The sequence below is a fragment of the Vibrio sp. KUL80 genome (assembly GCF_059725495.1).
This window is the reverse complement of sequence record NZ_AP045841.1, coordinates 1829000-1842752: the sequence shown is the minus strand read 5'-3', so window position 1 is coordinate 1842752 and position 13753 is coordinate 1829000. Positions and strand designations below refer to the sequence as shown.

Sequence of the window (13753 nt, the reverse complement as noted above, 5' to 3'; positions counted from 1 at the left end):
ATGAGTCGTAATAATTTTAAAATTTCATTGATTGCAGCAAGTGTACTTGCTGCGACTTCAGGCCACGCGGCTTTATATCAAGTTGTTGAGATAAGCCCGACTAATGGTTATGAAGCTGGTTTCGCTAATAACGTTGATGTTACAGAGTTTTATGGATCAGCCGTTGATAAGTCCATACAAACAAGTTCTAGTAAAGGTTGTTTTGGGGAAGACTGCTCTTCAACCATTGTAACCACGTTCGGAGATTCGCGTGCGGGATCAGAAGGGCACTCATACCGACAAGAAGTACCCTTCAACTATGATTCATCGTTTTACTATACCACTTGGGGGAGAAACAGAGATTATTGCCGCAACGAACTCGGCTATCAAACGTGTGATCCAGGTTGGGCTGACAAGATGTGGCACGGTTACAGTGATCACGGGGGATTGCGCAGAGAAAGAGATGCTTGGTTGATAGACAGTTATAGGTCAAATGCCCAAGTGTTCCAAGATGGGCAGGTCTTTTCTTTAGGGCAGCCGTCTGCAGCTAATTATTCACCTAGCGGGTTTACCTACTCTCCGACCTCGAGTAACGCAGTGGTTAACGGGCTAGATGAGAACAATGTTGCTATCGGTAATACTAGCAGCGGTTATTACAGTAATGGCTCTAACAGTGCACTGATTTATCGTCATCGAGGGTTCTGGGGAAATAGCGACACACCTTCAATCCTACTTCCTAAACAAGACGGGGACATCACAGAGAAGATGGGGCGGACAATGGCGTTTGACTCTTTTAATCTCGATGGTGAGGATTATGTCGTCGGAAGTGCCTCTGTAGGTCCATTTGACTATGGAGATTCTAACAAAAACTACCGTGGCTCCGTTGCCAACTGTATTAACAACAGCACGATTAATGCAGACCCTGCGGCTTATGCTGATTGTCAGAATTTTGCGTTTGCGACTCAAGCGACTATCTGGAGGGTAACGGGAGCGAGTGGTACAGCGGAAATTCAACCTGATACCTTCTATGGTTGGCAAAACACTGGGAACTCTAATGTCGATAGAAAAGCGAGCCAAGGTAGTATTCGTGGTGTAGCAATTTCTTCTGCGACCGCATATTCAGGGAAACCGGTATTCGTTGGCATCAATAGTACTCAAGATGGTAGCAACTTATTTATGCAAGCTACTGTATTTACGCCGAACGATGACTTTTCTACTGGTAATCTCGATAAGGTTACTTCTCGAGTTATTTCCCGAGCGACGGTCAAAAGCGGAGATGACTTCGTTTACAGTAATTCGGTTGCTACTGACATCAACCAGAACTTAGTCGTAATAGGTGAGGCTAAACGTCGAGGAGATAAACGAGAAAACGGTGCAGCTCCAAACCGCATGTTTTTGGCATCGATCGATTCAAGTGGTAACGTTGGGTCTGCGCAGTATTTTGATGAGCTTAATGGGAATAGTGGTATTTTCTTCCGCGGAGCTGGTGGTAAAACAGGTGCAATTAACAATTTCAATGAAATAGTTGGTGCAGTGGATGCTGAGCAGTCAACAGAATACTTTGGTAAAAAACGTCGACAACGAGGCTTTATCTACCCATATAATGTCGCTGACTCAAACGACCCAGATATGGTTGAGAGACGTGAAATATTTCAAAACCGACCATGGCTGCTGGATGATCTTACGAATGATGGCAAGCTAGATGGGAATAATCAGTATCGAATCGTAGATGCGGCTGACATAAATGATGATGGTATAATAGTCGCTTCTGCATTGAAATGTGAAGGTGGTTATGACACGACTAGCCATAACTCTTACTGCGGTAATGGTCAAAAACGTGAGCGTGTCGTAGCGGTTAAGTTGATCCCGATCGCAAATGAAGCGGAACGTTCAATCCAGACACGAGGTGTTGAAGCTCCACCTGTCCAGCGTAAAGGCGGAAGCCTAGGTTGGATGGCATTGATTCTTCTTGGATTCTTCGGGTTACGTCGTAACAAGTAGTCACAAGTGACGAAAATCCCAGGTTCACAGTTCTGAATCTGGGATTTTTTGTATCTTGAGATCAGCGGAAAAATGCGCAATTATTAAAGAGGAGTCACAAAAACTCCACAAATCTTTAATGATAGAAAGTCGGGAAACCGATTTTGTATAGCGAGGACCGTACTATGAAGAGACAAAAGCGTGATCGTCTAGAACGAGCTCAATCACAGGGTTACAAAGCTGGATTGAATGGGCGATCGATGGAAGCCTGTCCCTATCAACAAATGGATGCAAAGTCATATTGGCTTGGCGGTTGGCGTGACGCGAGAGATGATAAACAATCAGGACTCTTCAAGTAGTCGGGAGCGAAATTGAAGTAACAAAGGGCCTCAAAAGAGGCCTTTTAATGAACACTCTAACGCACTATAACTAATGAACTTTATTAAAAATAAACGACTCCGAAGAGTCGCTTGCTGAAATTCTATCTTAGAAAGCAGAAGTGTCTTTAAACAGACCAACTTTCAGATCTTTTGCTACGTAGATTTCTTTACCATCAACGAGTACACGACCGTCAGCAATACCCATGACTAGCTTACGATTCACAACGCGCTTCATGTGCAGCTCGTACGTTACTTTCTTAGCCGTAGGTAGTACTTGACCAGTAAACTTAAGCTCACCAACACCTAGTGCACGACCTTTGCCTTCACCGCCAATCCAACCTAGGTAGAAGCCAACAAGTTGCCACATTGCATCAAGGCCAAGACAGCCTGGCATAACCGGATCACCGATGAAGTGACAATCGAAGAACCATAGGTCAGGAGTAATATCGAGTTCCGCAACGATCAAACCTTTGCCAAAGTCACCTTCAGTTTCCGACATTTTTGTCACACGGTCCATCATCAGCATGTTAGGTGCTGGAAGTTGAGGATAGCCCTCGCCGAATAGTTCTCCACGGCTAGAGGCTAGAAGGTCTTCACGGCTATAAGAATCACGTCTGTTTTGCATTATATAATTACTCCAAATTTTCGTTAGGCCATCTTAGTGAACAGGTGTACGCTAGACAAGTCCGACCACGACTAGACAAACCAGTTTTTAATCCTTGTCACAATTGAATCTGGCATCTCATGTTTTTCAAAGTTTTCAATACGTTCAGCAATCTTGCCGATCACACTTTCTTCACTTTCACTATTGAAGGGTTTACCAAGTAAAAGTGGGATGACTTCATCAACGTGTGTCGCTGACCAGATGTGAAACTCTCCGTTCTTGATGCTCTCAACAAGCTCTTTGTTCAATGCCAAGTGCTGTACATTTGTCTTGGGCAAAATGACACCTTGTTTGCCCGTGAGGCCTTGGTGCTTACACACGTTGTAAAAGCCTTCAACTTTTTCATTGAGTCCACCTACGGCTTGGACGCGACCAAACTGATCGACCGCACCGGTTACAGCGATTTGTTGGTCGATAGGATAACCTGACAAGGCACTGACTAAAGAGCAAAGCTCTGCAAGTGAGGCGCTGTCTCCGTCAACTTCACAATATGATTGCTCAAATACAATTGAAGCAGAGTAAGGCAGAGGTGCATCCAAGTCGAGCTCAGATGAGACAAATGCTTGCATGATCATCATGCCTTTGGCGTGGATATTGCCTCCTAGGTCTACTTTGCGTTCCACGTCTGAAATGTCACCATCGCCAAAGTGGACGACACAGGAAATACGTGCCGGCTCACCATAAGATATAGGATGGCCAGGAATATCAATGACGGTCAGTCCATTAACTTGACCGACTTGCTTTCCTTGGGTTTCGATAACGACTTGGCCTTCTAAAATGTCATCGATAGCACGCTCAGGTAAATACGACTCACGATTTCGTTTTGCGTTGATTGCTGACTCGATATGCTCGCAAGATATCACGGAAGTGTGACTGTAGGATGATGCTTCGCATAATAACGCTTTGTGCCAATCAAGTGACAGTGGCCAGTATTGCTTATCCTCAGTCTCACGCGCACCGGCTTGCAGTAGTTTGAGATAAGCTGAACGGTCAAGTTGCTTTTCCTCGAGACAAGAGTGAACCACATAATTTACGAGCGATAGGTATTGTTCTGCGCTTGTTTCGGTCACTTTTAAATCGCTTTCGACTTCGGTGTACTGCATAAATCCAGAACGGTAATCGCTATCTATCAGGTCTAAATCTGAAAGTTGTTCACGATCACCGATAATCACCAGTTTGAAATCAGAGCTAAACGTTGGTGGTTGTACTGACACATTCTCTGAGTCCACCGCAAGACACTCAAGCTTAGCACCTTGCAACAGAGACTTTAGATTGGTCCATACACCAAGATTTGCCAGTGCGCTCTGCGCCGAGCATACCAAAACACCTTTATTGGCTTGTGAGACAAGGCCCTTAGAAATGTGGTTTTCGCCTTGCACATTTTTATAGCGGTCAAAAAGTAGGTTTGGGTTCGCATCAACACCAATAATTGTACTGTGACCAAGCTTTTCGATCGAAGCGCTAACCAGTTGTCGATAAGCTAAGTTATCTCCATCTTTAATCACTAGCACTTTTGAAGGGCAGTTGTCTGAAACGAAGTAAGACAGTGCAGCTTTGAGACGCGGTTGTAACTCAATGGGCTCAACCGAAGGGAGAATGGAAGCAGTGTCTAAGAGATCGCTAAAATCGTTGTACAGGGGGCAAACTTCTTGCCAAGAGACTTGATTCATTATGTCTTTACTTAATTTAGATTTGCACGAAGTATACAATGAATAGGGCTGTAACGTTAGTTTTTCGAACTGACGTAAAGCGAGCAAAATCTCATAAAACAACCTTTATTATTGAGAAGTTTAGTAACTTGGGTTACGCTGTCACTGTAAACAGAGTAGGGATGCAAACCAATGAAATACCAACAACTTGAAAACTTAGAATGTGGTTGGAAGTGGCAGTATTTAACAAAGAAGTGGCGTGAAGGCGAGAACATCACTCGTTATGTCGATACTAGTGAAATTGAACACGCCGTATCAAAGCTTAAGCAACTTGAGCATGAACCTACTCTCGTCCTTGATTGGATCAATGAACACATGTCGGTTGAGTTAGACAACAAGCTAAAGCAAGCTATTAGGGCAAAGCGAAAGCGTCATTACAATGCCGAACAAGTGCATACCAAAAAGAAGTCAATCGATTTGGATTTCCGTGTATGGGAAAAGCTTTCTCATCGAGCCAATGATCTGGGATGTACACTATCAGAGGCGATCGAATACTTGCTGAGCGAAGCATCTAGAAGTGAAAAGGCGACGCAAAAGGTTAGTAGTTTGAAAGAGGACTTGAGTAAGTTACTCGGTGATTAAAATAGGGGTTAAGGATGCTGTATGTCGTTTTAGTTGGTGCCATATTAGTCTTTTGGCTTGTTGCCATAGATAGACCGTCTTTAGTCGTAAAGATGGACCAAGGTGAGATCACCCATACGAAAGGGCACTTACCGCCAACATTTAAGCACAATTTAAGAGAGATCGTAGAAAGAGATAAAACAAGCGGAGAGTTGAAGGTATACCAGACTCGAAGCGGGATGAAACTCAAGTTCAGTAAAACGATTTCCAAGAACATACAACAAAGAATTAGAAACATATTCCCTCACCAAAGCTTCAAATCTAAAGGTCGAAAAAAGAGCCGTTAACGTAGAAAAAGAAAGGGCATTGATGCCCTTTTTTTAGATTCTCTAATGCACTATAACTAAAGCAGGTGTGATCAATAAATGACTATGCTTTAGCGGCAATTTCCCGCTCATCCCAAATCTTCATTAGTGTCCTTCGGGATTCTGAGTCTAGCATTTGAATACGACGGCATGTCCAATTCTCAGCAATGTAATCAGCCATTTCTAGGGAAATAGGGTTGTTATCCGTTAAGTAGGTCTCCAGTGCTGATTCTGCTTCAATCAACGAAAGTCCTTCCGCATCCCACTTCTGCACACGTACGTAGCTATTTTTGAACCATTCAATTGGTAGAGTCATAGAAATCTCCTTTTCTACAAGCTTAATTAGTATTTCATTAAAAGACATCGTGTCTTTGCGTTGGGATAAGGATTGAATATTTTCTTTATCGTGTAAAGTTAAAAATGAAATAAACACAATAAAAATTTATAAAAGTAATTTAGTATTTTCACTGTGAATTTCTGGGTGTGCTTTATATCGCTCAGGCTGGCTTTTTGCTTATTGGTTTTATGGAAGTTATTTAGTTGAAAAATGATGCGCGTATGGGTGACAACCAAGTTCAAGGGTATGGACAGTTACATGTCATACAGCACATCAATGCAACGTGAGGCTTCAGTTGATTTCTGTGAATGCTTTTGGGCTGAGGCTTGAAAATTTATAGGGGTAGTGCTTTTAAGTTTTTTAATTGTTACGGAGCGTATTATTCCAACCGAGAAGTTCTGTGAATGTATTGCGTTCCTTTTATTAATTTCTCTGAGCTGAGTCGATTGTAATATTTATCTAAATCAGATAAGTGACGTTAATATATTGTGTTGTTGTAGTCTAGACTTAATAAATCGACGAGCGCACTGAGATATTTATCAATGGCGGCATCAGCAGAAATCGCGGGAAGTTCAAGAGTGATGCAAAGTAACTCATTCTCGTTACACCAACTCCCAAATGAACCTGGTGTTTCATAACCGATCTGTTTCACTAGCGGCAGCGAAAATTGTTGTGATAGCCAGTTCCCAAGTTTTGAGTCCTCCGGGTCGTCGACGCAGGCTAGGGGTTCATGCAGTGACACAATAAAGCGTGGCTTTCGTGTTTCGATTAGCTCAATTAGAGCAGCAACCTCCGGTTCCAAAGAACCTGCGTTTCCCGTTTTTACTTTTACATCTCGCTCACGCGCAGAAGAGCTCCATCTATACACAGTCTCTTTATCGGTCCAAGTTTTAGTCGGAAACGCTCGATTAAGATCGACTTGGTTGGCATTGGCACGAGTTCCCAGTTGGTTAGCGTCTGGGTTCATGGAAAGTATGACATCGTGTTTAAGATACTCGGAAGGAAGCGAACGTAATGCACAAGATAAAGCGACAGTCGATGCTATTTCGTCCCCATGCGTGCCAGCGAGGATAAGGCCACGCTCTTCCTCAGGTGAACAACCTTCAAAGTAAAGTAGAGGTGCACCCAAGACTGAATGCCCGTAAGTTGAGGGTTTCTGTTGAAACTCTGCTCTTTCGGGTCTTGGTCGCAATATAGGCCTGTTTTGATTTGCATTGTTCATAACTTACTATCAACTTCTTGTCTTTCCTCACGGCATTCTAGATGCATATATGCCATAACTAAAACAGTATTAATATATTACAGCTCTCGTATTCTTTAAGAGTGTTTGCTTGTTAAGAATACAGTAGGGCATCTATTACTTTATACCAATCAGGCGGTTTAGGATGAAGCATCATATTTCATGGAAAGTCTCGCTACTTACAGCAATGGTCTCTGCGGCGTTCTCTGTATCAGCTGCAGTGATACCGGAAAACGCACGTTTAGCCGAGGTTCAGAAACTGGTACGCGGTAACGACGCAGAAGTAGCAACCTTAGATCCAGCAAATGCAGAAGGTCTCCCTGAGATGCACGTGCTCAGGGATTTGTTTGAAGGACTAGTTATCCAAGACAAGGACGGCAATGTAATACCAGGCGTCGCAAAATCTTGGAGTACAAAAGACAACAAAACTTTCACGTTCGAGTTAAGAAAAGATGCGAAATGGTCAAATGGAGACCCGGTTACCGCTCACGACTTCGTCTACAGTATCAAAAGAGCTGCCGATCCCAATTTTGCATCAGCGAATGGTTGGTATTTGAAACTTACTAAAATTAAGAATATTGAATCTATTATAGATGGGAAGGCTTCTCTAGATTCACTTGGGGTTAGGGCACTTGATGATCATACTTTACAGTATGAACTAGAGAGTCAGGTTCCGTACTTTGTTGCGATGACTGCTCATTCATCCATGATGCCTGTTCATAAAGAGGCCCTAGCGGAATATGGAGACAAGTGGACTCGACCAGGCAATATGGTATCAAACGGCGCGTTTACATTAGAAAATTGGGTTATTAATGAGCGGATTGAGCTTATTAGAAACCAGCAATATTGGGATAACGATAATACCGTATTAAACCAAGTCACTTACATTCCATTTGAAAGCCAAACGGCTGCAATGAACCGTTTTGCAACGGGCGAAGTGGATATTACTTCCGATGTGCCGACAGCGATGGCACCGAAGCTAAAGAAAGAGCGACCAGAGTCTTATACTGTAGTTCCACTGCTGTGTACGTATTACTATGCATTCAACACGACAAAGGCACCATTTGACGATCCGCGTGTTCGCAAGGCGGTGTCTTATACGATAATGCGGGATGTTATTACAAACGGTGTTACTCAGGTAGGTAATCTACCTGCATATACCTTCGCACACAAATACGTTGCCGGATTTGAAGCAAGCCAACCAAAATACAGTGCGATGAGTCAGAAACAACGTGATGAGGAAGCTAAAAAGTTACTCTCTGAGGCCGGCTACAACGAAGAGAATCCATTAGATATTAAACTGCTGTATAACACTAGTGAAAGCAATAAGGCTATTGCGGTGGCAGTAGCGTCAATGCTTGGTAAGAACTTAGGAGCGAAAGTCGAGTTGGAGAATCAAGAATGGAAATCGTATTTGGTCGCGCGTCGTGAAGGCAACTTTGATGTGTTAAGAACATCATGGTGTGGTGACTATAATGAAGCATCAACATTCTTGAGCCTAATGACATCAGACAACGCCGGCAACCGAGCGTTCTACAAGAGCGACGCGTACGATAAAATCATCGTGAATGCGCTTGGAGCAACCAGTGACGAGGAGCGCGCCAAGTTTTATGATCAAGCTGAAACTTTGTTGGCAGAAGATATGCCAATCGCACCGATTTATTATTACATGCAAGCGCGCTTAGTGAGGCCAACTGTTGGAGGCTTTCCAATGAATAACGTTGAAGGACGAATCTATTCAAAAGATTTGTTCATGAAAGCCGAATAACAAAACCGCTGAAATTGAAGGAATAAGCCAGTCACGACGTGGCTGGCTTTTTTTTGTCTGGTGGGTTGCGGATTTGGCGGCTTCAAATCTAGCTCTTTGATTGTTAACATTTAATATCTTTAGTGCGTATTATCAGTAAGAGTTATGTTGAGGGTTTGCCGTAGGCCTGAGAGAACTAAAGGGTGGGCGAGTGCCTTACTCATTGTCGGCTGCATAGCCGTACATGTTAGGAGGGAGAATCGCTTTAGAAACGAAGCCCGTAACATAATTCTGACAATACGCACTTGAGGTGTTTTCTTAAGCTTTAGCGACTAGTAGCATCAGTATCACTATTGCAGATAGTATGATTTTGTTTCTTTGACCTTCCCAATTGATCCATCCGATAACTAAAAGCAATAGGATGATTGTTGTTTTTGTAAGTACTGTAGACATGTGTTTATCTCCTTATAAACGCATTCATATTAAATGCGCGTTTTCTTCCGTTTTGGGAGGGGCCCGTTTCGTCGGGAGGGCCCCGAAACGGAGAAAACCCCCGTCTAGTAATACGGGGGTTTATTCCACCATACTATGGGCTTTCCCCATGTATCCGCAAACGTAGTGCGCCAGTGTTTGAGCGTTAGCGAGTCTCTTTAAACTGTTCGTGTATTGCTAAGTTTTGGTTTCTCATGAACAAACTTTCCATAATGATCAGTAAGGATTCTTTTTCTTTTTCCCCTAGGTTTTTGATCATATGTAGCTTTGATTTTAACGCTTCGTCTAAATCTGCCTCCTCTTCGCAAACTAGTTCGAAAACTGGTACTCCATAGAACATGGCGATTTTTTTTAATGGTCTCTAGTTTTGGCGACTGTGTCCCTTTTTCATATGCAAGATAGGTGTTTTTACCTACTCCAATTCCATTTGCTACGTCCTCTTGGCTTAAGTCCTTTTTGAGCCTCAGTTCCCTAATTTTTGATGTGAACATCGTAAAACCCTTACTTAGGTATGATTTCCTGCACATTATAATCCCTGTTTTTTTTGAACATTACTTTTCAATCACAAAAAATTGGTATATCGTATCACTATAAATTGAACTTGACAGATTTTGAAATGGTAACGATTTACTACGACATGCAACCTGATTACACCGTCTCGGTTTACCTAGATGGTCATTGGGATTTCTTTGCTTCGTACCAAAATCTGATTAGTTACTGTGAGGATAGTTACGACGATTTCGAGCTTGTTTCGGTGACTAACACAACACTCGATGAGCGTTTGGCCATCATGGGGTTAGCTGATGAATAGTGCACAACAGATTCAAGCTAACTTAACAGGTGAGGGTAACTCTGAATCTGTTAAGCTCGACTGGTTAGCTTTCACCATTAAGCTTAAAGACCTGCGTCACTGCGAAAAAGCTGGTTTTATGGGCTTTACCAGTAAGACTCAGCCTTACTTCCCTAAGGCTCCAAAAATTCATCGTCAGCTTATCCGTGACGGTCAAAGTTTTGAAGATTACAAAGCTTACACTGATGCTGTGATGCGTCAGTATTTGGAAGAATGCCTTAAGGTTTTCATTACTAAGGTTCTTGGTCTTTCCCTCTCTGCTCCCACCGGTAAATCATTTCAGTTTTACGACGATTCCTTTAACTTGGTTTCCCCTTGCGGCGAAAGTCACTGCGGCAAAATTGGTATCGGTGGGCAAAATGATACTGTACATATTTCTATCAACGGCGTTGGCTGTAAGCATGTTCTTGCTAGGCGTTCTCTATTCTCTTTATATCACTGGCTTAACAATGTCCTTCACTGCACTTCTCTGTCTCGCTGTGACTTGGCCTTTGACGATTTTCACGGGCTATTTACTTGTAAATATGCCCTGATTGCTGCCTATGAGGGTGCTTTCAAGCCTTCCGTTCGTGGACGTAATCCGAAAGTCAAAGAGGATTTCGAATACAACATTCTTGCTGATGGTTCTAAAGAATTTTGTAAGGAACAAGTTTCTGTTGGCTCTCGTCAATCTCAAATCTACTGGCGTATTTACAACAAAGCGCTCGAACAGAATCTTTCTGATACTTCGTTGAGCTGGTATCGCTCTGAAGTTGAATTGAAAAAATGGACTGTCGATGTCCTCAAAGATATTGAAGGGGCTTTTGCGGCCATCAATGATTTTGCCGCTTCAATCGTTAGCTCTGAACCTTTCGATACAAAACCCAAACCCGAAAAACGTGCGGCGTTAGATGTTCTGTCTTCTACTTACTGGCTCCGTCGTCAGTGGGGACGGGTAGTTAATGATGTTCTCGACGTTTGTAATGGGGATGCTGAAAAAGCATTAGGGATGCTTTGCCGTGGTAGTCCGAAAATCGGATTCCCTGACACTTACAACCACTTGGTTGATGAAATCTTAAGTTCTTATTGAGGAAACATAAAATGAAAAAAGGCTTATTTGTTCTTGGTATTACCTTCATGGATGGGAAGCGCGGAAAAACGGCAGTGCTTAATATATCTCGTCCACTTCGCCCAATCGATACTGAGAATTTTAAACGTGAAGTTTATGGTGAATCTGGTGAGGTGAATATGCAATTCGATAATCCTCTTGTTATTGATTACGACTACGCGGCTAAGTTGCGTGATACGGGGCACTAGTTCCTAGGCGCGAGTATGAGGTAGATACTCAACTTGACTATGAGGACCCACTTGCAGGTGCAAAGGTTGTCGAGCTTATTCCAGTTGACGACGAAATCAAAAAGCATTTTGAAACATCTTTAAAATCGAAAGGTTAAGGAGATATCAAGATGCCAAAGTGTGTATTAATTGATGACGAAGGATACTTATTAGTACCTTCACAAGTCGAGTTAGAAGATTGTCAAAGTTATATATTAGTTACTTATGACGAATACAATTTTTTGATGGATTATACACGCTTAACGGGTTCTGAGGCAGCTGAATATTTTAGCTTAGGTTTTGCATTAGTCTTTGGTATTGGCTACCTCTCAACGTATGGGGTGAAAGTTGCCCTTAAACTTATAAGATTAATATAAGGACATTGTCTATGTTTAAGAAAATTAAAAGTGTTTATTTTTATGTTTTAGCGTGTTGTATGGTTAGTTTGCCTACTTTTGCTTCAACAGAAGGTGACCCAACAGATGCCATATTCGATGCTATTGATTTGAGTGGGCTTTCCGCAAAAGATCATCGCTCTAGGTATTATTATTATCGGTATCGCGATGGCGTTTAAAGCAATTACTATTGGTAAGAAAGCCGTTAATAAAGCCTAATGTTAATAGTATTGCATGACGTTCAGTTGATGATATTTGTGTTGTTAGGTGGCTTAGCTGGTTACGTAGCAACGCAAAATTTCAGGTAATGGAGGAGGAGGGTATTACCCTCCTTTTTTTTGTAGGCCTATTATGAAAAAATACACGGATATAATTAAATTAATATTGCTCGTAATTATGCTTTCATCCACTCGTGCATATGGCGAAGATGACGATAAAACGCAAGTTCAAGGTTATTATTGGACAAGTGGCGGATTCAATGCTTCCACATCTTTTGCCGTAGCGATGCTACGTTGTGGCGACCAATCTAGTTGTTTTTCAGTACAAATAAAAAGTCAGACAGAAACCAGATACGTATATGAGCGGTGCACAGAAGCGGGTATTTGTTATACGACGGGAACGTACGTGGTGTCGAGAGAAGGATGTAACGGAAAGGAGGATGATTATTGTGAATATACAGGTCCTAATCCTTCACAATGTGGCGCGGTGACAGGGACGGATTTAGATGTAGGTTGGTTCTCAACTGTTTACGGTAAAGATTTGGTATCTAACTATTGGTGTGCGTCTAGTGGCGGTGGTTGTATTGCGGCTTATAACGCGGGTACGCATTTTTGCGGTACAGTTTCTGTTGGTCAATACGATTGTATTGCAAAATACACAGTGATTGGCCCAGAGTGCAATTTATCAGAGAGTAGTGACGATAGTTTTTGCAAGGATGCAACTTGCACTGATTTCGTGAGCAAAGAAGAAGGTGGTGGTGGTAATGAAGTACCAGATATAGATGTTCCGCCCCCAGTTATAGATCCTACAGATCCCCCAGGTCGTCCTGGTACTCAATTACCCGACGATGTTATGGCTGGTTTGTTAGCTGATTTTTATTTTGACAATACGAATCAACTGTATGCGCTAAATGAGAATTTTGTGAGGTTTAAGGGTAATAACGACTATCAGTTACGGTTATTAAATGCAAATGTTCGACAAAACACAGAATACGTTAATAAGTTAGTAAACAAGGATAGTGACGATAGCAATATGGTTAACGCAATAGATTCGAATCGTGTTTCTACTGAATCCGCAATACATAATAGTGCAGACCGCATTGTAAGTGCTATAGGCTCTATTGAATCTGGGGATAGCAATGTGGAAGCAATTGGGGAGCTTGGCGATAGAATAGAGAGTTTGGTAAGCGTAGATACGAGTAACGTTGGTATTGAAGGTAGTTGTATCACTAATGGAAACTGTGAAGGTTTCTACGATAGTAAGTATCCTGAAGGTTTAACGGGCTTGTTGAATGAGCATATGTCTAATTTGCAAGTAAATGTTGTAGATAAATTCGTTAGTTCATTTGGTACGTTAGACGTGAGCAATGCGGCTAGACCTAGTTTTGAGTTCCCAATACTTGATTTTGGGGTGTTCAATATTGAAGATTATATAGACTTATCATTTATATTTTCATTTATAAGGGTTTGTATGCTTTTCTATGCTGCGATGACTGCAAGAAAGTTGATATTTGGAGGTTGA

The 13753-nt window shown here is 42.2% G+C and carries 15 protein-coding genes and 1 pseudogene; 11 read left to right on the top strand and 5 right to left on the bottom strand.

Going from position 1 to position 13753, the window contains the following annotated elements; all coding sequences use genetic code 11:
* Nucleotides 1–1980, top strand: a complete 1980-nt coding sequence (locus AC6I8U_RS08475; RefSeq protein WP_498016543.1) for a DUF3466 family protein — start codon at nt 1–3, stop codon at nt 1978–1980.
* A 164-nt stretch (nt 1981–2144) separates the two neighbouring features.
* Nucleotides 2145–2318, top strand: a complete 174-nt coding sequence (rmf, locus tag AC6I8U_RS08470) for a ribosome modulation factor (protein WP_042475718.1) — start codon at nt 2145–2147, stop codon at nt 2316–2318.
* Nucleotides 2319–2445: 127 nt separating this feature from the next.
* Here the strand turns inward: rmf and fabA are convergent, their stop codons facing one another.
* Nucleotides 2446–2964, bottom strand: a complete 519-nt coding sequence (gene fabA, locus AC6I8U_RS08465; RefSeq protein WP_128650537.1) for a bifunctional 3-hydroxydecanoyl-ACP dehydratase/trans-2-decenoyl-ACP isomerase — start codon at nt 2962–2964, stop codon at nt 2446–2448.
* A gap of 71 nt (nt 2965–3035) precedes the next feature.
* A complete protein-coding gene (locus AC6I8U_RS08460) occupies nt 3036–4673 on the bottom strand; it encodes a S16 family serine protease (protein WP_498016542.1) in 1638 nt (545 codons plus the stop codon).
* Between the two features lie 171 nt (nt 4674–4844).
* Between AC6I8U_RS08460 and matP the strand changes: the two genes are divergently transcribed.
* Both matP and AC6I8U_RS08450 read left to right on the top strand, forming a co-directional pair.
* On the top strand, nt 4845–5294 hold the full coding sequence (gene matP, locus AC6I8U_RS08455; protein ID WP_128650539.1) for a macrodomain Ter protein MatP: 450 nt from the start codon (nt 4845–4847) through the stop codon (nt 5292–5294).
* Nucleotides 5295–5308: 14 nt separating this feature from the next.
* A complete protein-coding gene (locus AC6I8U_RS08450) occupies nt 5309–5620 on the top strand; it encodes a DUF3634 family protein (RefSeq protein WP_498016541.1) in 312 nt (103 codons plus the stop codon).
* Between the two features lie 82 nt (nt 5621–5702).
* Here the strand turns inward: AC6I8U_RS08450 and AC6I8U_RS08445 are convergent, their stop codons facing one another.
* Nucleotides 5703–5954 carry a hypothetical protein gene (locus AC6I8U_RS08445; RefSeq protein WP_042475725.1) on the bottom strand — a complete coding sequence of 84 codons (252 nt, stop codon included), beginning with the start codon at nt 5952–5954 and terminating at the stop codon, nt 5703–5705.
* 499 nt (nt 5955–6453) lie between these two features.
* Nucleotides 6454–7197 carry a murein tripeptide amidase MpaA gene (gene mpaA / locus AC6I8U_RS08440; protein WP_498016540.1) on the bottom strand — a complete coding sequence of 248 codons (744 nt, stop codon included), beginning with the start codon at nt 7195–7197 and terminating at the stop codon, nt 6454–6456.
* Between the two features lie 163 nt (nt 7198–7360).
* Here mpaA and AC6I8U_RS08435 point away from each other — a divergent pair, with 163 nt between their 5' ends.
* Complete coding sequence (locus AC6I8U_RS08435; RefSeq protein ID WP_498016539.1) at nt 7361–8983, top strand: ABC transporter substrate-binding protein; 1623 nt, start codon at nt 7361–7363, stop codon at nt 8981–8983.
* A 629-nt stretch (nt 8984–9612) separates the two neighbouring features.
* On the opposite strand, the gene AC6I8U_RS08430 is transcribed toward AC6I8U_RS08435, so the two are convergent.
* Entirely contained in the window at nt 9613–9945 is a 333-nt protein-coding gene (locus tag AC6I8U_RS08430) for a helix-turn-helix transcriptional regulator (protein WP_498016531.1), read from the bottom strand.
* Between the two features lie 125 nt (nt 9946–10070).
* Between AC6I8U_RS08430 and AC6I8U_RS08425 the strand changes: the two genes are divergently transcribed.
* The 6 genes and pseudogenes from AC6I8U_RS08425 to AC6I8U_RS08400 all read left to right on the top strand — a co-directional run bounded on the left by AC6I8U_RS08425 (nt 10071) and on the right by AC6I8U_RS08400 (nt 13753).
* Nucleotides 10071–10265 (top strand): hypothetical protein, encoded by a 195-nt coding sequence (locus AC6I8U_RS08425; RefSeq protein WP_498016530.1) that lies wholly within the window; start codon nt 10071–10073, stop codon nt 10263–10265.
* A complete protein-coding gene (locus AC6I8U_RS08420; RefSeq protein WP_498016529.1) occupies nt 10258–11373 on the top strand; it encodes a replication initiation factor domain-containing protein in 1116 nt (371 codons plus the stop codon). The genes AC6I8U_RS08425 and AC6I8U_RS08420 overlap by 8 nt, the downstream gene beginning before the upstream one ends.
* Before the next feature lie 11 nt (nt 11374–11384).
* Nucleotides 11385–11737, top strand: a pseudogene (locus AC6I8U_RS08415) (DUF1293 family protein).
* Nucleotides 11738–11749: 12 nt separating this feature from the next.
* Nucleotides 11750–11995 (top strand): single-stranded DNA-binding protein, encoded by a 246-nt coding sequence (locus tag AC6I8U_RS08410; RefSeq protein WP_498016533.1) that lies wholly within the window; start codon nt 11750–11752, stop codon nt 11993–11995.
* Between the two features lie 11 nt (nt 11996–12006).
* Entirely contained in the window at nt 12007–12192 is a 186-nt protein-coding gene (locus AC6I8U_RS08405) for a hypothetical protein (protein WP_498016538.1), read from the top strand.
* 172 nt (nt 12193–12364) lie between these two features.
* Nucleotides 12365–13753 carry a hypothetical protein gene (locus tag AC6I8U_RS08400; protein WP_498016526.1) on the top strand — a complete coding sequence of 463 codons (1389 nt, stop codon included), beginning with the start codon at nt 12365–12367 and terminating at the stop codon, nt 13751–13753.